18 protein-coding genes are annotated in these 22597 nt (G+C 69.7%); 14 read left to right on the plus strand and 4 right to left on the minus strand.

Going from position 1 to position 22597, the window contains the following annotated elements; translation table 11 throughout:
• Window positions 1–149: 149 nt before the first annotated feature.
• Both ACFOYY_RS01020 and ACFOYY_RS01025 read right to left on the minus strand, forming a co-directional pair.
• Complete coding sequence (locus ACFOYY_RS01020; protein ID WP_386186889.1) at window positions 150–1019, minus strand: TrmH family RNA methyltransferase; 870 nt, start codon at window positions 1017–1019, stop codon at window positions 150–152.
• The gene (locus tag ACFOYY_RS01025) at window positions 1012–1782 is read right to left on the minus strand and encodes a DUF4184 family protein (RefSeq protein ID WP_352010536.1); all 771 of its coding nucleotides are present in this window, start codon (window positions 1780–1782) and stop codon (window positions 1012–1014) included. Before ACFOYY_RS01025 ends, ACFOYY_RS01020 begins: the two co-directional genes overlap by 8 nt.
• 122 nt (window positions 1783–1904) lie before the next feature.
• On the opposite strand from ACFOYY_RS01025, the gene ACFOYY_RS01030 reads away from it, so the two are divergent.
• The 10 genes from ACFOYY_RS01030 (at window position 1905) to ACFOYY_RS01075 (ending at window position 14691) form a co-directional block, all read left to right on the plus strand.
• A complete protein-coding gene (locus ACFOYY_RS01030; RefSeq protein WP_362773694.1) occupies window positions 1905–2564 on the plus strand; it encodes a cation transporter in 660 nt (219 codons plus the stop codon).
• A 174-nt stretch (window positions 2565–2738) separates the two neighbouring features.
• On the plus strand, window positions 2739–4511 hold the full coding sequence (locus ACFOYY_RS01035) for a substrate-binding domain-containing protein (RefSeq protein ID WP_352010534.1): 1773 nt from the start codon (window positions 2739–2741) through the stop codon (window positions 4509–4511).
• Window positions 4512–4934: 423 nt separating this feature from the next.
• On the plus strand, window positions 4935–5306 hold the full coding sequence (locus ACFOYY_RS01040; protein WP_352010533.1) for a hypothetical protein: 372 nt from the start codon (window positions 4935–4937) through the stop codon (window positions 5304–5306).
• Window positions 5303–6430 (plus strand): GNAT family N-acetyltransferase, encoded by a 1128-nt coding sequence (locus tag ACFOYY_RS01045; protein ID WP_352010532.1) that lies wholly within the window; start codon window positions 5303–5305, stop codon window positions 6428–6430. Before ACFOYY_RS01040 ends, ACFOYY_RS01045 begins: the two co-directional genes overlap by 4 nt.
• 239 nt (window positions 6431–6669) lie before the next feature.
• Window positions 6670–7410 carry a glycosyltransferase family 2 protein gene (locus ACFOYY_RS01050; protein ID WP_362918594.1) on the plus strand — a complete coding sequence of 247 codons (741 nt, stop codon included), beginning with the start codon at window positions 6670–6672 and terminating at the stop codon, window positions 7408–7410.
• A 2-nt stretch (window positions 7411–7412) separates the two neighbouring features.
• Window positions 7413–8354 (plus strand): glycosyltransferase family 2 protein, encoded by a 942-nt coding sequence (locus tag ACFOYY_RS01055; protein ID WP_362773702.1) that lies wholly within the window; start codon window positions 7413–7415, stop codon window positions 8352–8354.
• Between the two features lie 5 nt (window positions 8355–8359).
• The gene (locus tag ACFOYY_RS01060) at window positions 8360–9154 is read left to right on the plus strand and encodes a polysaccharide deacetylase family protein (protein WP_352010529.1); all 795 of its coding nucleotides are present in this window, start codon (window positions 8360–8362) and stop codon (window positions 9152–9154) included.
• Window positions 9155–9188: 34 nt separating this feature from the next.
• Complete coding sequence (locus ACFOYY_RS01065; protein WP_386186897.1) at window positions 9189–10529, plus strand: lipopolysaccharide biosynthesis protein; 1341 nt, start codon at window positions 9189–9191, stop codon at window positions 10527–10529.
• A gap of 40 nt (window positions 10530–10569) precedes the next feature.
• On the plus strand, window positions 10570–13365 hold the full coding sequence (locus ACFOYY_RS01070; protein ID WP_386186900.1) for a hypothetical protein: 2796 nt from the start codon (window positions 10570–10572) through the stop codon (window positions 13363–13365).
• Between the two features lie 111 nt (window positions 13366–13476).
• Window positions 13477–14691: a DUF418 domain-containing protein gene (locus ACFOYY_RS01075; protein WP_362773710.1), complete on the plus strand. Its 1215-nt coding sequence runs from the start codon at window positions 13477–13479 to the stop codon at window positions 14689–14691.
• On the opposite strand, the gene ACFOYY_RS01080 is transcribed toward ACFOYY_RS01075, so the two are convergent.
• A complete protein-coding gene (locus tag ACFOYY_RS01080) occupies window positions 14663–16030 on the minus strand; it encodes a GH39 family glycosyl hydrolase (RefSeq protein WP_352010525.1) in 1368 nt (455 codons plus the stop codon). The genes ACFOYY_RS01075 and ACFOYY_RS01080 overlap by 29 nt on opposite strands.
• Window positions 16031–16408: 378 nt before the next feature.
• On the opposite strand from ACFOYY_RS01080, the gene ACFOYY_RS01085 reads away from it, so the two are divergent.
• Together ACFOYY_RS01085 and ACFOYY_RS01090 are read left to right on the plus strand one after the other, a co-directional pair.
• Entirely contained in the window at window positions 16409–17491 is a 1083-nt protein-coding gene (locus ACFOYY_RS01085) for a GNAT family N-acetyltransferase (RefSeq protein WP_352010524.1), read from the plus strand.
• Window positions 17492–17498: 7 nt separating this feature from the next.
• On the plus strand, window positions 17499–18677 hold the full coding sequence (locus ACFOYY_RS01090) for a DegT/DnrJ/EryC1/StrS family aminotransferase (protein WP_386186905.1): 1179 nt from the start codon (window positions 17499–17501) through the stop codon (window positions 18675–18677).
• Here the strand turns inward: ACFOYY_RS01090 and pdxR are convergent.
• Entirely contained in the window at window positions 18592–20010 is a 1419-nt protein-coding gene (pdxR, locus tag ACFOYY_RS01095; RefSeq protein ID WP_362773715.1) for a MocR-like pyridoxine biosynthesis transcription factor PdxR, read from the minus strand. The genes ACFOYY_RS01090 and pdxR overlap by 86 nt on opposite strands.
• A 68-nt stretch (window positions 20011–20078) precedes the next feature.
• Between pdxR and ACFOYY_RS01100 the strand changes: the two genes are divergently transcribed.
• Both ACFOYY_RS01100 and ACFOYY_RS01105 read left to right on the plus strand, forming a co-directional pair.
• The gene (locus ACFOYY_RS01100) at window positions 20079–20723 is read left to right on the plus strand and encodes a pyridoxamine 5'-phosphate oxidase family protein (RefSeq protein WP_352010521.1); all 645 of its coding nucleotides are present in this window, start codon (window positions 20079–20081) and stop codon (window positions 20721–20723) included.
• Between the two features lie 152 nt (window positions 20724–20875).
• A complete protein-coding gene (locus ACFOYY_RS01105) occupies window positions 20876–22579 on the plus strand; it encodes a serine/threonine-protein kinase (RefSeq protein WP_386186910.1) in 1704 nt (567 codons plus the stop codon).
• Window positions 22580–22597: the final 18 nt, after the last annotated feature.

The raw sequence follows: 22597 nt of genomic DNA on the forward strand, positions 1-22597 counted from the left end.
TTGTGGATCTTCGCCGTGGCGAGGATCGTCCAGGTGGATGCCCCGCAAGGCGGAGGAGGAGCTCATAACGGAGTTATGGGCGACGACGACAACGCGGCGGGGGGCCGCCTGGACGACCGCAGTAGGCGGAAAGATCCACAAAACAGGTCCTAGCCCAGGGTGTCTCCGGTTCCTGTGACGAGGACGCCGCGCATCAGGCCGTGACAGGCGATGGCCGCCGCCGCGACCACGTTGAGGGAGTCGACGCCCAGGCTCATCGCGGCTGAGCTCATGGGGATGCACACCGGCTGGTCGGCCTCGTGCAGCCAGTGGGAGGACAGACCGTCGCCCTCCGAGCCGAGCAGGAGGGCGACCCGGTCCGCCGTACCGGCCGTGTCGATCGGGGTCGCGCCCTGGTCGGGGGTGAGTGCCAGGGTCAGGAAACCCGCCTCGCGAAGTTCGGCGAGGCCGTCGTACCAGTTGGTCATCCGCGCGTACGGGATCGCGAAGACGGCACCCATCGACACCTTCACCGCCCTGCGGTACAGCGGGTCGGCGCAGCGGGGCGACAGGATCACGGCGTGGACGCCGAGCGCGGCGGCGCAGCGGAAGATCGCACCCACGTTGCCGTGGTCCACCAGGTCCTCCAGGACGAGGACGCGCCGGGGGCCGCCGCGCAGCGTCTCGGCGACCGTGGGCAGGGGCTTGCGGTCCATGGCGGCCAGGGCGCCCCGGTGGACCGGGAACCCGGCGATCTCCTCCATCTCCCGGTCCTCGACCACGTGGACCCGGTCGCCGAGACCGTCGAGCAGGTCGGCCAGGGAGTCGGCCCAGCGGCGGGTCAGCAGCACCGAGCGCACCGGATACCCGGCGGCGACGGCCCTGCGGATCACCTTCTCCCCTTCGGCGATGAACAGGCCGTGTTCGGCCTCAAGGCTCTTGCGCAGTTCGACGTCACGCAGGTTCGCGTAGTCGGCCAGGCGGGGGTCCCGGTGAAGGTCCCGGTGAAGATCGGGGTGGGAATCGGCTGCTTCAGGCATCCTGGAATACTGCCACGGCCTTTCTGAGCTGCCACACCGCGGCGTAGACGACCAGCAGCACGCTCAGTCCGGCCAGTGTTCCCGCACCCAGTCTGGTGATCAGCTCGGTGCCGTCCCTCGGCGGGAAGATCACGGGCCACACCGCCGCTCCCCCCAGGGTCGCGGCCACCGCCGCCAGGATCACGCCGAGCCGTACCGGGGTGGAGAGCCTCAGCCGGTCGGGCACCGCGACCGGGGTCATCCGGGCCAGGCCGCGCCAGGACCACCACAGCACCAGGCTCAGCCCGACCACGCTTGAGAGGTACTGCAGCGCACGGAAGGTGGGAATCTGGCCGACGAGGGGGTCGACCAGCCAGGACCAGCCCCAGATCCGGATGCTGTAGGAGTGGGTGAAGGAGTCCCACAGCAGGTGGGTGAGGGAGCCGACGACGCCGCCCGCGACCACGGGCAGCAGCCGGCCGATGTCGTGTTTCGGGGCCAGCGAGGCCGCCCTTCCCGCAAGACCGGCGGGCAGCAGCGCGGTCAGCGGGTCACGGAGCAGCCCGTGGAAGACGGCGAACATCACCAGGACGGCGAGCAGGTCGAGGGTGAAGGCGCCGGGTATGGAGTGCCAGATCCCGTAGTTCGGCAGGAAGGGCAGAAAGATCGGCAGGTCGGGTGCCATCGTGCCCAGCGCGAGCGCCCAGGGGTCGAGGACCTTGCGGGCCCGCGCCGAGGCGATGAACGGCAGCACTGCGGCGACATGGCTGGGCGTGAACGGCACGAAGCTTTCTCCTGAGATCCGGTGATTCGTTCTTCCCCAGGAGACTATGGCGCCACGTCCGCCACCGAGCGACTCACGAATCCGCCTCGAAACCACAGGGAGTGGCGTGTAGGTTACCTGGCGTGATATTTGGGGATTCAGGAACCACCACGGCCTGCCGGAGCACACCCCCCGCGCCCGAGAGCGCACGCTGGCTGCGCGACGCCCGTACCGCACGCGCCCTCTCGCTGGCGACGCTCGTCTGGCTCGGAGTCGAGAGCGCTCTCGGCATCGCCGCCGGATTCGCCGCGCACTCGGTCGCGCTGATCGGCTGGGGCATGTTCTCACTGGTCGAGGCCGCGGCCAGTCTCATCGTCGTGTGGCGCTTCACCGGGTCGCGGACCCACTCGGCGGACGCCGAGGCCAGGGCGGGCAGGGCGGTGGCGATCAGTTTCTGGCTGCTGGCCCCCTACCTGGCGCTTCACGTGGTCTACGACCTGTGGGCGGGGCACACGGCCAGGCCCAGCGTGCTCGGCGCGGTGGTCACGGCGGTCAGCCTGTTCGCCATGCCGTTCCTCGGGGTGGCCAAGCGACGGCTGGGCGCGCGGCTCGGCTCGGCCGCGACCTCGGGGGAGGGCACCCAGAACCTGCTGTGCGCCTCGCAGGCCGTGGGCGTGCTGGCCGGGATCGCGCTGAACGGCCTCGGGTTCCGGTGGGCCGACCCGGTCGTGGCGACGCTGCTGGCCGCGGTGGCCGCGCACGAGGGGCGCAAGGCCTGGCGCGGGCACGTCTGCCACCACTGAGCGGCCCGTTCCCATACAGCACAGAGATCGTTTTCTATCGCGCAGGTGGATTTACACAGCAAAAAGGGTGTTTTGCCACTTTAAGCGTTCCCAGTACAGTTCCGTGAACATTGTGGAGAACCTCCGTATAAGGTGACCCGCTAGTTTCCGGACATCGAACGCGAAGAGGGCATCGTGAGCGGACGTCACAGGACGGATGAGCTCGACGACGGCTACGCCTCCTACAACCTGCCGCGGCGGCGCAGAAGCGGACGGGGCGCGGTGCTCGTGCCGTTGGCGGGCTCCGTCGCCCTCGCGGTGCTGCTCGGCGTCGCCGCCTTCGTGATCGTCAACCGGGACCGCGGCTGTGCGCAGACTCCCGTCACACTGCGGGTGACCGCCTCCCCCGACATCCAGCCCGCCCTCTCCGAGATCGCCGGGCGCTTCACCAGGACCTCCCGCGACTCCGGCGGCGGATGCGCGACCGTCACGGTGACCGGGGCCGCCTCCGCCGCCGTGGCCTCCGGCCTGGGGGGCAGCGGAGGCGAGGTCGGTGCGATGGACCTGTGGATTCCCGACTCCTCCCTGTGGGTGAACGGCCTGCGCGCCAAGGATCCGGCCTTCCCTGCCCCCGGCGCCTCCGTCGCCCGCTCCCCCGTCGTGCTGGCCGCTCCGGGCACCGCGGTCCAGGAACTGCGGGACGACCTCGGCGAGGCGAGCTGGAAGGGCATGCTCGGCGCCGCGAACGTGACGGACCCCAACGGCCCGGGCCGCAGGGTGCGGGTGCTCGCGCTCGACCCCTCGCTCAACGCGGCCGGGCTCGGCGCGCTGCTGGCCGCCTCGGGTACGGCGACGGCCTCGGGTGTCGGCCAGGAGGAACTGGTCGGCGCGCTCAAGACACTGTCCGGCTCCACCGTCCGCGACCAGGACGCGCTGCTGGCCAGTCTCGGCGTCAAGGGCCGCAGGACCCCGATCGGCGTCGCCTCGGAGCAGGGCGTGTGGGCCTTCGACACCGGCAGGAAGCCGCAGGTCCCCGCCGTCCCGCTGTATCCGGCCGAGGGGACGGTCGACCTCGACTACCCGGCGGTCGTCACCACCCGGGACGCCGCCGTGCGCGCCGCGGCCGAGGCGTTCCTGCGCGACCTCACCACCGAGGCCGCCGGGAAGGACCTCCAGGACCGGGGTTTCCGCACCCCCGACGGCCGGGCGGGCACCGCGCTCCTGGGTGTCTCCGGCTTCCGCGCCCAGGCGCCGAAGTCGCTGCCGCTCCCGGACGCCGCGACCGTCGCCGGGCTGTCACGCTCGTGGTCCCGGCTGAACCTCGGCACCAGGCTGCTCACCCTGCTGGACGTCTCGGGCACGATGGCGCTTCCCGTGCCGGGGACGGGCCTGACGCGGATGCGGGCCATCACCAGGATCGCCACCGAGGGCATCAAGCTGTTCCCGGTCAAGAGCGAGATCGGGGTGTGGGAGTTCTCCACGAACCTGGACGGCCGAGGCGTCGACTACCGCGAGACGGTCCCGGTCGGCCCGCTGACCGAGAACCTGGACGGTGTCCTGCGCCGGGACCTGATCAACCGGAAACTGGCCGCGACCAGGGCCAGGGCGACCGGCGACACCGGGCTCAACGACACCCTCGCCGCCGCCTACCGGCGGATGAACGAGGAGTACCAGGGCGACAAGATCAACACCTTGGTGGTCCTGACGGACGGCGCGGGCAACGACGACCCCGAGGGCGGCATCGGCGACCGGGAGATCCTCAGGAGGCTGAAGCGGGAGTACGACCCGGAGCGGCCGGTCAGCATCCTGATCATCGCCTTCGGGCCGGACGCGCCGAAGGGCAGGCGCCAGATGGAGGCACTGGCCAGGGCCACCGGCGGCGAGGCCTACATCGCCAAGGACATCGGACAGGTTCGCACGTTCTTCCTTGAGGGAATGCGGCGCCGCCTCTGCGCGCCGCACTGCTGACCCCTCTCCGAGGGCACCGCCGTACGGCGGACATATCACACGATCGGCATGGATGGTGACCCTCCGCGGAGGGCGTGATTTGAGTCACTTCTCTCACCCCCGGCTCGCGCGGCCCCCGACACGCCCGAGCCACCTTTGCCACAACTGTCCCAGCTCACCCGATCTGGCCGAAAAGCCCTGCACCGTAGGGCTTCGGTGGTTGCGCGTGAGACTCTCCCGGCGTGGCGAAAGGCCCAAGGGAGACATCCGAATCCTGACCGGATATCGTATGATCACTTGACTCCGCGCTGGATAACGCCAACGCATCGCTTTGCGATCCGGTAAACCATGGACTGAGGTCAAACGTCGGCATTGACGTTCGTCCGCAGTGATTGATCCCATGAATAGGTGATCGATCATGCCACTACGACCAGGAGTCAGGAGATGTCGACCAATCGCAGGGTGCTCGGGTGGGCACTCACTCTTGCGTGCGTGGCGGGGGCCGTGATCGCGCTGGCCGGAATCGACACCCCTCTCCGGATCGTCCTCACTCCGCTGTTCCTCTTGGTCACTCCGGGTGCCGCGGCGATGGGACTGTTGCGTGATCGTGACCCTCTTGCGGCACTATCAGTGGGTGCGGCGGCAAGCCTGGTCGTGAACGTACTCCTTGCCGTGGCCATGCTGTCCTTTGACAAGTGGTCGCCTCGCGCCGGGGTGGCGACGATCGCGGTGCTCGGTGGGTTCATATACGTGTTACGCGTGTTGTACCGGGGGAGCGCAAGCTTGCAGACCGAACAGGGGGCCAGGTCAAGGTGAACATCGTCGTCGTTCGCCCCGGTGACCTCGGGGAGTCCGAGATATCCCGATGGCGGGAGTTGCAGGGGGCCGATCCGTCCCTCGACAACCCCTTCCTCTCCGTGGAGTTCGCCCTGGCCATGGGCCGTCTCCGCGACTACGTCCGGGTCGCCGTCATCCAGGACGGTGGCCGGACGGTCGGATTCTTTCCCTACGAGCGCCACAACTTCGGCATCGGCAAACCCCTGGGCGGTTTCCTCACCACCTGCCACGGCCTGATCTCGGTTCCCGACCTGGTCCTGGACGCCAAACAGCTGTTGCGCGCATGCAAGCTCTCCGTCTTCGACTTCGACCACCTCGTCGCCGGTCAGCCGACCTTCGCCGAACACCAGTCGGACGTACGGCCCGCGCCGGTCATGGACCTGAGCTCGGGTTTCGACTCCTATATCGATCAGGTGAAGCAGAACTCACCGAAGAACTACAAGACCGTCCGCTACAAGGAGCGCAAGCTCGGCCGTGAGCAGGGCGAGATCCGCTTCGAATGGGACTCGACGGACCCCGCGACCCTGCGCACCCTGCTGAACTGGAAGTCGGACCAGTACCGCCGCACCGGGCGGGTGGACCGCTTCGCCCAGCCGTGGATCGTCCGGTTGCTCGACGAGATGCACGCGATGCGCTCGGAGAGCTTCTCGGGCGTGCTGACCATGTTCTACGCCGGTGACACCCCCGTGGCCGGGCACTTCGGCCTGCGTACGGCGCACACCCTGGTCGGCTGGTTCCCCGCCTACGACACCGAGTACGCCCGTTACTCCCCGGGCATCACGCACCACCTCCACATGGCGGAGCACGCGGCCGGCTCGGGGCTGCGCCAGGTGGACATGGGCAAGGGCGGCCGCGAGTACAAGTCCTGGCTGAAGAGCGGCGACCTGTACGTCGCCGAGGGCCGGGTCTCCCGCCCCTCCCCCGCGGCCGCGGTCCACTGGATGGGCCGCACGCCGGTCAACAAGGCCCGCACCATCGTCCTCGATCGACCCCATCTGTATCGGTTTGCCGATCGCGTGCTGAAAGGTTTCGGCCGTATGCGCACCTCAGCGCAGAACCAATCGGCCTCCGCGGTCGTCAAGGAACCATGGGGAGTCGGCTAGGCCGACCCCCGGTAACAGCGAACACTCCCGCCAGGACCCTTCCATGCATCCCTCACCGCATTCGCCATTCCCGCCGCCCTCTCAGGCTGTGTCTGGCTCCGGGTCCTCCCGTCAGTCGTCATGACGACCGCCGAACCGGAAGGACATGTTTCATGAGTCCCGACATCGTCAAGCACAATGCCAAACCGCCGCTGCGAGCGATGCCACCGATTGAGCGGTTCACCCCTATCACCCCTCACATGGCCATCTCTCCCACGGTCAGCGTCGTGGTCCCCGCGATGAACGAGGCGGAGAACCTTCCGCATGTCTTCGCCACCCTGCCCCAGTGGATCGACGAGATCGTCCTCGTCGACGGCAACTCCGTCGACGACACCGTGGCCGTCGCCAAGCGGCTGCGGCCCAACGTCCGCATCGTCACCCAGACCGGCAAGGGCAAGGGCGACGCCCTGGCCGCGGGGTTCGCCGCCTGCACCGGCGACATCATCGTGATGATCGACGCCGACGGCTCGACCGACGGCCGGGAGATCATCCAGTTCGTCGGCGCGCTGGTCACCGGGGCCGACTTCGTCAAGGGGTCGCGCTACGCATCCGGCGGGGGCAGCGACGACCTGACCTTCAACCGCAAGTTCGGCAACAAGGTGCTCACCGGCCTGGTCAACCGGATCTACGGCACCAGCTACAGCGACCTGTGCTACGGCTACAACGCCTTCTGGGCGCGTCACCTGGACGTGCTCAACCTGGACTGCGATGGTTTCGAGGTCGAGACCCTGATGAACATCAGGGCGGCCAAGGCCGGGCTCAAGGTGCATGAGGTTCCCAGCCACGAGCGCTGCCGTATTCACGGCGAGAGCAACCTGCACGCGGTAAGGGACGGGATCCGGGTGCTGAGAACCATCATCAGGGAGTGGCGGAACAACCCCGTCACCGCCGCTCCCGAGCCTGCGGCCACCACCCCGGCGGCGGACCAGGGCGCCGCGTAGTCATGAGAACCAGTGTCGTCATCTGCGTCTACACCGAGGAGCGCTGGGAGGACATCCGGGCCGCCGTCGCGTCGGTCGAGAACCAGCGGCGCAGGCCGTACGAGATCATCCTGGTGGTCGACTACAACGCGGACCTGCTACTGAGGCTCAAGCGGGAGTATCCCGATGTGATCGTGGTGGAGAACACGCAGGAGAAGGGGCTGTCCGGGGGCAAGAACACCGGCGCGGCTACGGCCTCGGGCGACATCGTGGCCTATCTCGACGACGACGCGGTGGCGGAGGCGGGGTGGCTGGAGGCACTGGAGGAGGGCTTCCAGGATCCGGCCGTCGTCGGCGTCGGCGGGCTGACCAACCCACTGTGGGCGACGGGACGCCGTCCCGGCTGGTTCCCCCGCGAGTTCGACTGGACCGTCGGGTGCTCCTACCGGGGCATGCCCACCCGGCGGTCACCGATCCGCAACGTCATGGGCGGCAACGCCGCCTTCCGCAGGGAACTCGTCGGGCAGGTCGGCGGGTTCCACACCGGCATCGGCCGCAGTGTGCAGGGGCGCAAGCCCAGGCCCCTGGGGTGCGAGGAGACCGAGTTCTGCATCCGGCTCTCCCAGCGGATGCCCGGCGCGGTGATGCTGTTCGAACCCGCGGCGGTGATCGGCCACAAGGTGCCCGAGGCGCGGGCCAGGTTCGCCTACTTCCGGTCCAGGTGTTACGCGGAGGGCCTGTCGAAGGCGCTGGTCACGCACAACGTCGGCGCCGGGGACGGACTGGCGAGTGAGCGGGCGCACGCGCTGAAGGCGCTGCCGCTCGGCGCGCTGCGGGGCCTGGGAGACGTACTGCGTGGCGATTTGTCAGGGTTCGGCAGGGCTGTGGCGATCGTGGTCGGACTCACTTGGACGACCTGGGGTTACATCGTCGGATCTCTCCGGTTGAAGGTGGCGAAATCGTGATCCGCGTGCCGATTCTGATGTATCACTCCATCTCCGACCGGCCGAACCCGGAGACGAAACCGCTGGCCGTACGGCCCTCGGTGTTCGCCGACCAGCTCACCTACCTGAAGGAGCACGGCTTCACCCCGTTGACCGTGGCCGACATGGTCGCCTCGCTGCACAGGAACAACGGGCGTTCCCTGCCCGAGCGGCCGGTCGTGGTGACCTTCGACGACGGCTACGCCGACTTCCACAGCCACGCGCTGCCGGTGCTCGAACGCCTCGGCTTCCCCGCGACGGTCTTCCTGACCAGCGGGTGGGTCAGGGACGCGGGCGAGGACGCGGCGGGCAGGCCGCTGGACACGATGCTGACCTGGAGCCAGGCCCGGGAGGCCGCCTCGTGCGGCATCGAGATCGGCGGCCACAGCCACAGCCACCCCCAGCTCGACCAGTTACCCGACGACCGGCTCCGCCAGGAGCTGCGCCGCAACAAGGCACTGCTCGAAGACAGGATCGGGGCCCCGGTCGCGACCATGGCCTACCCGTACGGCTACTCAAGCGGACGGGTCAGGCGTGAGGTGCGGCGCGCCGGCTACTGGGCCGCCTGCGCGGTGAGCAACGCCATCGCCGCCGACAGGCACGACGTGCTCGCCCTGCCACGCCTGACCGTGGCCGAGGGCACCTCGATGGGGATGTTCAGCCGGGCCGTCGAGGGCAGCCAGGTCCCGCTGATCTACATGAGGCAACGTGTCCTGACGAAGGGTTACGCCGTCGTCAGGAGGACCCGCTACGGCCTGCGCCGGGTGCGCGGTCTGGCGTGAGGAACACGTCCTCGGACGTGGGGGGAGGCGACACATGAGCGCGACGACGGACGAGCCGCAGGGACGGCTCGCCGGGTTGCGGCAGCGGGTGACGCGCGATCTGCGCAACCCGCTCTTCCGCAACGGCTACGCGCTCATGGCCAACACCGCGATCACCGCGGTGCTCGGCATGGGCTACTGGTGGCTCGCCGCCCAGCTGTACGGCCCCGCGGACTTCGGCAGGGGCCAGGCGCTGATCACCGCCATGCGGCTGTTCGCCTCGCTGACCGCGCTGGGGTTCGTCGGGGCGCTGGCACGCTTCATCCCGGTGGCCGGACGGCGCACGCCCGCGCTCATCGTCAGGGCGTACGCGGTCGCCGGGGCGACCGGCGTGGTCGCCGCGCTCGGGTTCCTGCTCACGTTGCCGTGGTGGGGGCCGACCTACGCCTCGCTCGACGGCCTCGGCCCCGGGCTGTTCTTCCTGGCCTCGACGCTGGTCTGGTCGGTGTTCACGCTGGAGGACGTGACGCTGGCCGGGCTGCGCAAGGCCACGTGGGTGCCGGTGAGCAGCCTGTGCTACGGCCTGGTCAAGATGGCCATGCTGGTGGGCCTGGCGTTCGCGCTGCCCCGCGACGGCATCTTCGTCTCATGGATCATCCCGGCCGCGATGGCCCTGATCCCGATCAACCTCCTGCTGTTCAGGAAGGTCATCCCCCGGCACGTCGCGCGCACGGAGGGTACGGCCAGGCCGCTCGCCTTCGGCGAGGTGGGCCGCTTCCTCGCCGGAGACTACCCGGGCACGCTGTCGATCCTGGCGAGCGTCTACCTGATCCCGGTCCTGATCGCGGCCAGGGTGGACGAGGTCACCTTCGGCCTCTTCTCCATGGCCCACACGCTGGGCTCGCTGATCGAGCTGCTGGCGATGAACATGGCCACCTCACTGACCGTCGAGGGATCCTTCGACCGGGACCGGTTCGCGTCGAACTCCCGCAGGGCGCTGCGCCGGGCCTTCATGATCATTGTCCCGATCGTTATCGTGACGATCCTCGCGGCGCCCCTGATCCTGCGCGTCTTCGGCCCGGACTTCGCCGACCGGGGAACACTGCTGCTGCAGCTGATGGCCCTGGCGGTGCTGCCCAGGGTGCTGATCGAGATCTATCTGAGCGGCCTGCGGGCCCTGGGGAAGGCTCGCAGGCTCGCGTTCGTCCAGGTCTCCCTGGCCGTACTCGTGCTCACCAGCACCCTGGTGCTGTTCCCCTCTGCGGGGATCGAGGCCGTTGGCTACGCGCTGCTGCTGAGTGAGCTGCTGATCGCCGCGCTGATCTTCCCCGACCTTCGCAAAATGCTCAACGGTGGGAAAAGATCAAATACGGTCGTCACGGCCGGCTCCGTATAACCCCCATGATGTAGACGTGAGGCAACGCTCAGGTGATGACGTGAAATCGGAGGCCGCAGAGGCGGGGGAGCATTCCCCCGCCTCCGAGGAGACGCACGCCGGACCCGAGGACAGTCCCACTCCCCCGGCCGCTCCCGAGAGCCTTGAGGACCGCGACTCCAAGGACTTCGAGGACCCCGAGGGCTCTGGGAGCTCCGGAGGCCTGGAGGACGCCGAGGAGAACGTGGGGCCCGGGGATCAGGAGGAGCCGGACGCCTCCGGCGACGACGACCCCTCGCCGACCGCGGTCCTCCGCATCCCCGGCCACACGCACGAGGAGTCCTCCGAGGACGCGATCGCCTCGATCATGGGCACCTCGGTCCTCGGTTCCTCGGTCACGGACTCCTCCGTCGTCGACTTCTCGGTCGTCGACCTGCCGGGGGTCGCCGACGACGACCCCGAGAGCGAGGCGGACCCCGAGCCCGAGCCGGATCCCGAACCAGGCCCCGAGCCGGGCTCCGGGTCAGGCGAAGACGGTGACGGTGACGGTGAGGGCGCCGACGGCGAGGACGTGGAGGCGACCGCCGAGGTACGGCTGCCCGCCGCCCGGCGTGCCGGACTCCCCGGCTCCGCCCAGAAGGCCGACCCGGAAGCCACCAGAAACGTCAGGGTGTCGGCGTCCATATCGGTGCCCACGCTCCGGCCCCGCGTCCCGTTGACGGAGCGGCTGGCGCGCTCGGCGATGGCGTGGCTCCCGCCGCTGCTGACCGTCGAGGGCCTGATCATGTACGTGCTGGCCCTGCGTGCCACGCCGGGCCCGCTGCGAGGTGTCGACCTGTCGCACATCGACGGTCTCGGGCTGATCTCCGCGCTGCCCGCCACCTCGTTCGTCGCGATCCTGCTGATGATCACGGCGTTCTTCGTCACGATCGCGCAGAACACCGACCGCAAGTTCCTACTGCTCTTCCAGCTGGCGGTGATCACCTTCGCGTTGCACGGCGCCGCCGCGCTCATCGAGGACACACCGCGCTTCCACACGGCCTACGTCCACGCGGGCTTCGTCGAGTTCATCAACCGCACCGGGACGTCCTCACCGATCCTCGACGCCCGTTTCGCCTGGCCGGGGTTCTTCGCGCTGGTCGCGTTCGTCACGAAGGCCGCCGGAGTCACCGACCTGACGCTGGTCCTGCGCTGGACGCCACTGCTGTCCAACCTGCTCTACCTGCTGCCGTTCGTGCTGATCCTGCGCCAGGTGGTCGCGACGACCCGGGCCCGCTGGTTCGCGGCGCTGCTGTTCATCCTCGTGCAGTGGATCGGCCAGGACTACTTCTCGCCGCAGGGCTTCACCTACGCGATCTACCTGGCCTTCGTGGCGATCGTGCTGCGCTGGTTCGGCAAGGTGGAGGTCCGTGACGCGGCCGCGCCGCCCAAGGGCCGCATCCGGCGGCTGCTGGCCAGGCTGGACGGGCTGGCCCCGGGCGAACTGACCCACTCGACCAGCGTCTACGACCGCTCGATCATGCTCATCCTGCTGATCGTCCTGTTCGCGACGGCGACGGCCTCGCACCAGATCACGCCGTTCATGATGCTCGGCGCGCTGACCGGCCTGATCCTGCTGCGGCGTTCCTCGCTGAGCTGGGCCCTGCCGTTCCTCCTCGGGCTGATCGTGCTGTCGTGGATCAGCTACCAGACGGTCACCTTCTGGAGCGGCCACATCGAGGAACTGTTCGGCGGTCTCGGCCGGATCCTGGAGAACCTCCAGCGCAACACCGGCGACCGGATCGAGGGCAGCGACAGCAGGCACACGCTGGTGCTGCTGGCCCGTCTGGGCATCTGCGCGGTCATCCTGCTGCTGGCCGCGGTCGGCCTGCTGCGCCGTCTGCGCCGGGGGGTCGGCGACCGGGCCGCCCTGCTCCTGCTGTGCGTTCCGGTGCTCGCCCTCGCGCTGCAGAGCTACGGCGGCGAGATCGGTCTGCGCATCTACCTGTTCGCGCTGCCCGGGGCGTGCATCCTCGCCGCCTACGCCTTCTTCCCGAACCTGCCCGCCGGTACGGCCGACGCCCCCGAGGAGGCGGTTCCGGCCCGCAGACGCGTCATCAGGCTCGACCCGTTGCTGACCCGCAGGATCTCACTGCTGCTCGCCGCCGCGTGCGCGATGGCGCTGTCGATGTCCTTCCTGATCGCCCGCTACGGCAACGAGCAGTTCGAGCGGGTCTCCAGCGACGAGGTCCAGGCGATGCACTACGTCTACGGGCACGACAAGCCCAGCGGCAGGGTGCTGTTCCTGGTCCCGATCATCGGGCCCGAGGTCACGCCGACCATCCCGTGGGGCGAGCGCGACTTCGACAAGATCGAGTACCAGCAGGTGCTCGTGGACAAGAACCCGGAGCAGCTGTCCTCCGTGATCGACAAGTTCCGTGTCTCCCCACCGAACACCTACCTGGTCGCGAGCCGTGGCCAGGCCGCCTACCTGCAGCTCAACCATGGCTTCCCGACCGACTGGAGCAAGCGTTTCCGGGCCGCCCTCGACGCGTCACCGGAGCTCAAGCGGGTCTTCGACAGCCCCGACGCCGCCGTGTACACGCTGAAGACGTATCCGAAGAACGCCGAGATCCCCCAGCCACGTCCTCTTACGGGCTTCGGCGACCGTGGGTCCCCTATGACCCCGATCGGCCTCGGTGCCCTCGGAGTCACCTGGATTGCACTGTTTGTCTATGAGATGCAAAAGCTGCGCGATCCCGGCCGTGTTTCGAAGAGGGGACGACGCATCCTGTTTGTCGCGGTTCCCGCATTCCTGCTGGCGGTCGCGGTGATTGTCGAACGCTTCATCGTCATCGGGTTCAACCAGATCCAATAGGCGTGAGCCTCCGGGGTCCCCCGGTATATCGACCAACTATCGCCGGGGGCGCGTGACGCGCGCGGCACGTTGAAGGACGGTTCGATGGTCATGGGAGAGCATCATCGCCTGGTGAAACCTGTCGTGGCCATGACCATGGCCGTCCAGGATCGCAGGATCGCGGCCGTGGACGCCCTGCGCGGGTTCGCGCTGTTCGGCATCGTGGTCGTCAACATCGCCTACCTGGCCTCGGGGTACCGTATGGCGGGCCTGGCCGAACCGGCCTTCTCCGCGCCGCTCGACTGGGAGGTGCGCTGGGTCGTCACGGTGTTCTTCGAGAACAAGTTCTATCTGCTGTTCTCGTTCCTGTTCGGCTACAGCTTCACCCTTCAGCTCGACTCGGCCGCGGCCTCGGGGACCGCCTTCGTGCCGCGTTTCCTGCGCCGTCTGACCGGGCTGTTCCTGCTCGGCCTGGCCCACGCCGTACTGCTGTTCCCCGGGGACATCCTGGCCACCTACGCGGTGGTGGGGCTGGTGCTGCTGGCCGTACGGAGGATCAAGCCGCGAACCGCGGTGCTCTTCGCGGTGGCGCTGACCCTGCTGCTCGCGACGGGGTTCGTCCTGATGGCCGGGCTCGCTTTGCTGGGGACGGACCTCTCGGGCACCGTGGCCGGGGGTGCCGCGCAGGCGGCCAAGTCGGACGCGGCCCTGCAGAGCTCGGTGCCCATGATCATCTCGGATCACCTGCACAAGCTCGGCAGGATCGTGGTGCTCCGGGTGCTCTTCCAGGGGCCCGCGGTGCTCGCCGCCTGCCTGGTGGGGCTGGCCGTCGGCAAGCGGCGGCTGCTCGCCGACTCCGATCGGCACACCGCCACACTGCGCCAGATCCAGTGGGTGGGATTCCCGGTCGGCATCCTGGGGGCGATCTTCTACGCGCACTCGACCTGGTCGGGCGGCACGAGCGTCCACCACATGCTCGGCCAGGCGGTCGACCTGATCACCGCGCCGCTGCTGGCCGCGGCGTACGTCGCGACCCTGCTGCGGGTGTTTCCCCGTGCCCCGCGCCTGACCTCCGTGCTGGTGCCGCCGGGTCGGACGGCGCTGACCAACTATCTGAGCCAGTCGCTGATCTGCTCGCTGATCTTCACCGGCTACGGGTTCGCCCTGATCGACCGGCTCAGCCCGCTCGCCGTCTCCTCGATCGCCGTGGCGATCTTCGCGTTCCAGGCGGCCGCCAGCGGGATGTGGCTGCGCAGCCACCGGTACGGTCCCGTCGAATGGCTGCTGCGCTGGTTCACCAACTGGCGCAGACCCGCCGTCAGGCTCCATCCCGCCCGCTCCACCTGACCTCGTACGGTTCCAGCTCGAACTGTTTGCCGTCGATCGTCGTGGTCGCGGCGGCGTCGGTGGTGTTGACCATCACGAACTGGCGTTCCTGGGCCAGCACCCGCACCGCGGGATTGGCCGAGGTGAGCGGTACCAGGGGGACGCCCTCGGGGAACCACTTGGTGAACCCGCTCAGCACCCCCGCCATCGGCAGCTCCTCCCCCGTGCCCGGACGCCACAGGCAGCCGGGGCAGTCCTCGCCCGGTTTGCGTTGCGGATTCCAGTAGAGGGCGGTGGACGCGCCGCTGGTGGCGAACTCCATCATGGCGACGGTCTGCACGGCGGTTCTGCGCTCCTCCGTCCAGTCGGCGTTGTCCGGCGCGACGTACCATTCGGCCCACCAGACCGGCAGGCCGCCGCTCCTCTGTTTGAGCCAGGTGGTGACGGCGCCGAACTTGGCGAGTGCGCCGAAGTCGTCGGGGTGGGCCCCGGCGTCCCTGGTCATGGAGGCGCCGTCGACCACGATGAAGTCGGCGCCCTTCTTGTTGCGGATCCAGTACTCGACGGCGTCGAGGTCGCGCTGGTCGACCACGCCCCAGGGACCCTGGAGTTCGGAGCCCCGGCCGTTCTTGTCGCTGACGATCGGGATGTAGGGACCGCCGACCTTGATGTCGGCGTTCACCTCCTTCAGCGCCGTGTAGACCTTGTTGTACAGCTCGGTGTAGGCCTCGGCGTCCCAGCGGTTGGTGGCCGAGTTCCAGAATCCCTTGAACTCGTTCCACACCATGAAGTGCTCGACGGTGGGGTAACGCCTGGCGACCGTGGCGGCGAGCTTGGCGAAGTCGTCGAAGTTCTCGCGGTTCGGCGGCGACTCCAGGGTGTTCCAGTCGGTACGCCCGTCGGTGCCGCCCTTCATCCAGTCGGGGGCGCAGCACAGGGTGATGACGGGCAGGGCCTGTGAGCGGCCCATGAACTGCACCCGGCGGTCGAGGTTGCGGAAGTCGTACTTGCCGCGTACGGGCTCGGGGTTGTCCGCGCCCCAGCCCATGATGTGCTGGTTCTGCACCAGCGGGACCCGGGCCAGGAGGTGCGAGGCCGTCTCGGTGACCTCCTCCCGCTCCGCGTCGCCGCTGAACTCGGTGTGGGTGACGCCCCAGCGAGGCCAGGCGCCGAAGTCCGGGGGCTGCTCGACGGCGGGCGCGGGCTGCGGGGGCGGGATCGCGACGGCCCGCCCTCTCGGCTTGCCGTGCCCTGTCGACATGACGACGATCCCGACCAGGAGCGCGAGAGCGACGACTCCCGCTCCCGTCGCGATCAGCCAGTTCGGAATCCGCCGGCGCGGTCCGTCAGTCGGTATCACCGCTCGTCCTCGATCCTGGGCACGGTCCAATGAAGCGTTCCACAGCGACGGCGGACGTGACCGTGAGAGGACGCGGCTCACAGCCAAGCGTTATCGGCCGCATCGTCAGGCTATCCACGCGACTTGCAGAACACTTGAAACTTCTATCGCAGATTGGCACCTGACCGGTAACCCACGGTGATCATCACGGGTGGTACGGAGCGCCTTCTCCCATGGAGCCCCGGAACGTTACATCCTGGGAGAACCCTGGGAAAACCACCTACGACCCGATCCTTTACCGCTACATTACGCACCGTGCCGCACGCTGTGAGTACGCATATCCTGTGCGCATTCATGCCCGAAGGCGCATCGGGGAAGTCGCAACCCCAGTAGGAGCCCATGCACGTCTCTATCGTTCATCCTCGCGAACTGGCGGAGTCCGACATCGAGCGATGGCGGACCCTTCAGGACGCGGATCCCGCCTTCGACAGCCCCTTCCTGTCCCCCGAGTTCACGATCATCGTCGGCGAGCTGCAGGAACAGGTCCGGGTGGCGGTCCTGCAGGATGGCCGGGAGACGGTCGGCTTCCTCCCCTTCGAGCGCCACGCGATGGGCATCGGCAAACCGGTCGCCGCGGGGCTGACCGACGCCCAGGGGCTGGTCCACGTCAAGGACCTCGAACTCGACCCACGAGAGCTGATCAGGTCATGCGGCCTGGGGGTCTTCGAGTTCGACCACCTGGTGGCCGGGCAGCCGCTGCTGTCCGGACGGCACACCCGTCACCCGTCACCGATCATCGACCTGCGCGACGGCTACGACTCCTACGTCGAGACAGTGAAACGCGACTCGGGCAAGACCTACCGCTCCACGGCCTACAAGGCGCGTAAGCTTCAACGGGACCATGGAGCGATCCAACACGACTACGCCACGACCGACCGTGCGGCGCTGCGGACGCTGCTCGGCTGGAAGACCGACCAGTACCGCCGCACCGGCAGGACCGACCGTTTCGCCCGGCCGTGGATCGTCAAGCTGGTCGAACGGCTGCTCGCCACCGACACCGAACGCTTCGGGGGGGTCTTCGACGTGCTACGGGTCGACGGACAGCCGGTCGCGGGCCACTTCGGCCTGCGCACCGCCACCACCCTCGCGGGCTGGTTCCCCGCCTACGACATCGCCTACGCCAAGTACTCCCCCGGCCTGATCCACCACCTCGCCATGGCGGAGAAGGCGGCCGCCGCGGGCATCGAGGTCATCGACCTGGGACGCGGCGAGAAGGAGTACAAGGAGAAGCTCAAGAACGGGGAGTACGAAGTGATGGAGGGCCGCATCGCCAGGCCGAGCGCCGGGGCGGGCATCCACTGGGCGCTCAGCGTGCCGGTCCGTAAGGCACGGGGAACCGTCCTGGCCAACCCGGTCCTGCGGACCACGGCCGACCGGGCACTGAAGACCTTCGGCCGCCTGCGCACCTCCTTGTCGTCGTGAGCGCCCGGTGACCCCCGAGGGCCTGGTGGCCACGCGAACGGGGCGTCACTGCTTAGCCGTACCGTCCAACCGGCTCGGCCTCTATCTCGCGCTGCGGCACTGGTGCCTTCCCGGGCAGCGGCTGCTGATGTCGCCGATCTCCGCCGACGAGATCCTCTTCCTGGTGCTGGCCGCCGGGCTGCGTCCCGTCATCGCGCCGCTCTCACCGAGTGACGGCAACATCGACGTCGGCTCCGTCGATCTCGGCACCGTCGACGCCGTGCTGACCACCAACCTGTACGGCCTGCCCGACCGGGTGGCCGCGTTCGCGGGCAAGACGCTGATCGAGGACGTCGCCCACGCCATGGAGACGACGGTCGGGGGCAGGCCGCTCGGCACGTTCGGGGTGGCCGGGGTCTTCAGCATGTCCAAACACGCTGGGGCGGGTTCCGGCGGGGTGATCGCGGTCGAGGACGAGGCCGACCTGCGTCCCCTTGAGATCGCCCGTGACCTGCTGCTGCGGCCGTACCGGCCGGTGGCCGAGGCGCGGTCGGTGCTGACCTCGGCCGCCAGGCACTCGACGGTCCGGCTCGGCCTGGTCAGGCCCGCGCTGTGGGCGATGCGCGCGCTCGGCCTGGAGGAGAAGCGCGAGGGCCTGCGGATCGCCACGCGCCCGGAGGAACTCGCCGAGGCCATGAAGCGGGTGCCCGACCTGCCGCCGTTCGACTCCTGGGTCAGGGCCGACCTGCACGACTACCGGACCAGACGGGGGCCGCTCTCCCGTCGCTACCAGGTGAGACGGCTGCGCGGGCTGCCCGGGCAGCGGGCCCGGCGGATCGCCGGGGTGCGCGCGCTCGCCGAGTTGCCCACGGTCGCCGCGGGCGTGCTCGCCCACCTCGACCAGCCGCTGTTCCGGGTGCCGCTGCTGGTCGCCGACCGGGACGCGGCCATCGCGGCACTGGAGCGGCGCGGGGTGGCCACCGGCTACCTCTACGACCCGCCCTACGACGACTATCTGCCCGGCCTCGTGGAGCCCTCCGACGATCCGGGGGTCGCGCGGTGGTGGGGGCGGCACGCGCTGCCCGTCGATCCGCTCCAGGCCCGCCGCGCGCTGCCCGTGGTCAGGGAACTCGCTCCGGCGCCGCCCCCTCCTCCGCGAGCCGCAACTCCCCGATCAGCTCCGCGATCACCGCTACCCCCCGCCTGACCTCGGGCAGCGAGGCGGAGCCGTAGCCGATCACCAGACCGTGCCTGTCGGCGGCGCCGTGGTCGTCGCGGTTCATCCCCTTGAGCAGGACCCCGCGCTCGGCCGCGGCGGCGACCAGCGGCCCGACCACGTGCTCGGGCAGCCCGACCATGACGTGCAGCCCCGCGGTGTCGCCCGTCACCAGCGTGCCGAGGCCGGCGACGACCTCCGCCCGGCGGCGGGCGTATTCGAGCCGCATCCGGCGCAGGTGCCTGTCGAGGTCTCCGCGTTCGAGCAGTACGGCCATCGCCTGCTGGGTCGGGCCGCTGGTACGGTCTCCCAGGTCGGCCCGGACCTCGGCGACCGCCGCGAGCAGGCCCGGCGAGGCGACCAGCCAGCCGACGCCGACGTCGGGGGCCAGGGACTTCGACAGCGTGCCGAGCAGCACGACCCGCTCCGGTCCGAGGCCGTACAGGGCGGGCAGCGGGGCGACGTCGTAGCGGAACTCGGCGTCGTAGTCGTCCTCGACCACGACCGCCCCGGTACGGCGGGCCCAGGCGAGCAGGCGTTCCCTGCGCGGGACGGGCAGACGACCGCCGAGGGGGTACTGGTGGGCCGGGGTGGTGTACAGCACACGCAGGTCGTCGGGGAGGGCCTCGACGATGACGCCGTCCTCGTCGACCGGGCACGACACGACGTCGGCGCCCCGCGCGGCGAAGACGTTCCTGGCGACCCGGTAGCCGGGGTCCTCGACGCCCGCCCGGTCGCCGGGCCGCAGCAGGGTCGCCGCGACGAGGTCGAGGCCGTTGCCCGTCCCCCGGGTGACCATGACGTTCTCGGGACCGGCCGCGACCGCCCTGGTCCTGCGCAGATGCTCGGCCAGCGCCCGGCGGAGCCTGGGCAGGCCGTACGGGTCGGGGTTGCTCCCCGGCGGCAGGTCGGCGGCGGCGCGCCACGCCCTGCGCCAGGCCGCCCGGTCGTAGTCACGCACCCACGGCTTGCCCGGGCGCAGGTCGATCACGGGCCCGGCGGGGGCCTCCCGCGTGGGGGCGGAGACGGGCGAGGGGTCCACCGGGACCTCCGGCTCGCGCGGGGCCAGATCGACCACGTAGGTTCCGGAGCCGTGGCGGCCTTCGAGCCAGCCCTCCGCGTAGAGCTGCTGGTAGGCCTCGGTCACGACGGTCCTGCTGACCGAGAGCTGGCGGGCCAGGGCCCGGGAGGAGGGCAGCCGCTCCCCGGACTTGAGCGTGCCGTCGCGCATCGCGGTGCGCAGCAGGTCGCCGAGCTGGGTCATGAGTGCGGCGGGAGCCTGGCGGTCAACCGACAGGGGCAGGTCAACGGGGATGCGCGGCAAAGTGGTCTCCCAGAGGCGACACGAAGTGGACGTGGTTTCGATATCCACTTCTTCCTAGGGTAGGGGGCATGCTCTCCACGACCTCACGCACCACGCTCAACCGTTCCAAGGAGCGGGGCCGCACCTCCCGCGATGATCTCTACGCCGTGCTCGACGCCGGGCTCATCTGTCACCTGGGGGTCGTGGTAGACGGAGCTCCCCGGGTGGTGCCGACCGGCTACGGGCGCGTCGGCGACACCCTCTACCTGCACGGCTCGACCGGTTCGGTCTCCCTGCGCGGCACCGGCGAGGTCTGTGTGACGGTGACGCACGTGGACGGCGTGGTGCTGGCCAGGTCGGTCTTCAACCACTCGATGAACTACCGGTCCGCGATGATCTACGGCCGCCCGCGTCTCGTGCTCGACGAGGACGAGCGCCTCGCGGGCCTGCGCGCGATCACCGAGCAGCTCGCCCCCGGCCAGTGGGACGCGGCTCGCACGCCGACCAGGAAGGAGCTCGCCGCGACCGCCGTGGTGGCCCTCTCCCTGACCGAGGCGTCGGTCAAGGTACGGCAGGGGCCGCCGAGCGACGAGCCCGAGGACTACGCGCTGCCGGTCTGGGCCGGGGTGCTGCCGCTGCGCCTGTCGTGGGGCGCGCCGGAGACCGATCCGGCCATGACGTCCGAGGTCGAGGTGCCCGAGCATGTCTCCTCCCGGCCCGCGCCGGGACGGTAGGAAGGCGGGCGAACGGGGGCCGTTCGCCGCGACCTACCGGGCCTCCCAGCCTTCCGAGACTGATTTGTGATTCATGAGTAAATTTTCGCGATCTCCGGCTAAGCTACGGTTCGCCTGTTGTGGGTGGGGGCCCAAGCAACTGAGGAGACCGCATGTACGGCACGTCATCAGGCTGGCGAGTCCCCGGATACACCGAGATACGCGAACTGGGAGCCGGTGCCGGCGGACGCGTGGTGATGGCGCGGCACGAGGTCGACGGCATGCAGGTCGCGATCAAGTACCTGTCCGACGAACTCAGGGGTGACGTCGGGTTCGTCGCGCGTTTCCGGCACGAGGCCAGGGTGCTCAACACCCTGGACAGCCCGCACGCCGTACGGCTCTACGACTACGTGGAGACCGGTGAGGGCGCCGCCATCGTCATGGAGCTGGTCAACGGCGTCCCGCTGCGGGCGATCCTGCGCTCGGAGGGGCCGACCGGGCCTGAGGCGGCGCTGGTCGTGCTCAAGGGAGCCCTCCTCGGCCTGTCGACCGCGCACATGGCGGGCGTCGTGCACCGCGACTTCAAGCCGGAAAACGTGATGGTCGAGGCGGACGGGACGAGCAAGCTCGTCGACTTCGGCATCGCGATCCGCTCGGGCGACGGGGACACCCCCGCGGGCACGCCTCCCTACATGGCCCCCGAACAGTGGACGGGCTCACCCTCCGGCCCCTCGACCGACGTCTACGCCGCGACGGCCGTGTTCTTCGAGTGCCTGACGGGCGCCCGGCCGTTCCGGGCGTCGAACGTCGCCGCGCTGGCCAGGCAGCACCAGGTCACGCCGCCGCCGATCGAGGAGGTGCCGCCCGCGCTGCAGGGCCTGGTCGAGCGGGGACTCGCCAAGCATCCCGCGGACCGGCCGCCGACCGCCGCCGCCTTCATCACCGAACTGGAGGCCGTCGCCGCCGACGCCTACGGGAGCGACTGGCAGGAGAAGGGGCGCCGCCGCCTGGCCGGTCTCGCCGCGCTCCTGCCCGCCCTGTTCCCTGTCGAGGCCCCCAAGACCGGCACCGGTTCCTCCTCCGTCGCCGAGACGAACCTCAGAAGCGGCGGCGCGCGCCGCAGGGCGTCGTCGTCCCTGGGCAAGATGGGCGTCAAGATCCTGGTCGGCGTCGGGTGCGTCGCGGTGATCGGCGGGGTGACCGCCGTGCTGGTCAACTCCGCGAGCAGCACCGCGATCACGCCGCAGAGCCTGGTCTACTCGGCACCCCCCGAGACGGACGAGTCGCTGCTTCCCGAGAACCAGCCCGACGACCCCACTCCGACGCCGTCGAAGAAACCCACGCACAAGGCCTCAAGCCCCGCCCCCACTCCGACTCCCGCCGCGACGACCGCCGCGCCTCCCCCACCGGTCCAGCCGACCCAGGCGGCCGTCCCGTCCAAGTCGCCCAAACCCACGCCGAAGCCGTCGGCGACCCGTACCAGGAAGCCGACCAAGAGCCCGGCTCCGAAGCCCACGCCGACCACCTCCGAGGAGGAGGAGGAGACCTCCTCCATCGACACCTCGGACACTCCGACCAAGGCCCCGTCCAAGACGCCGACGCCGACCCCCACGCCGACCAAGACGGCCTCCCCGTCGTCGCCGTCCCCCAGGCCCACCAGGACTCCGACCCCGACGCCGACGCCGAGCAGCCCGTCGCCGACGGAGACCTCGACAGACGGGGGGACGCCTCCGAGCCTGAGCGCGTCTCCGACGCCTCCCGAGACCTCCCCGGTGACGCTGCTGGCGTTCGGCCTGGTGACGAGCGGCACCGTGCCCATCACACTGGCGGTGAGGCGCGGGATGGCCGGTCGCCACCGGAGGCGGCGCGGGCGCTAGAGAACGGCGGAACAGGTC

It is taken from the genome of Streptosporangium jomthongense (assembly GCF_042650425.1).
GTDB lineage: Bacteria > Actinomycetota > Actinomycetes > Streptosporangiales > Streptosporangiaceae > Streptosporangium.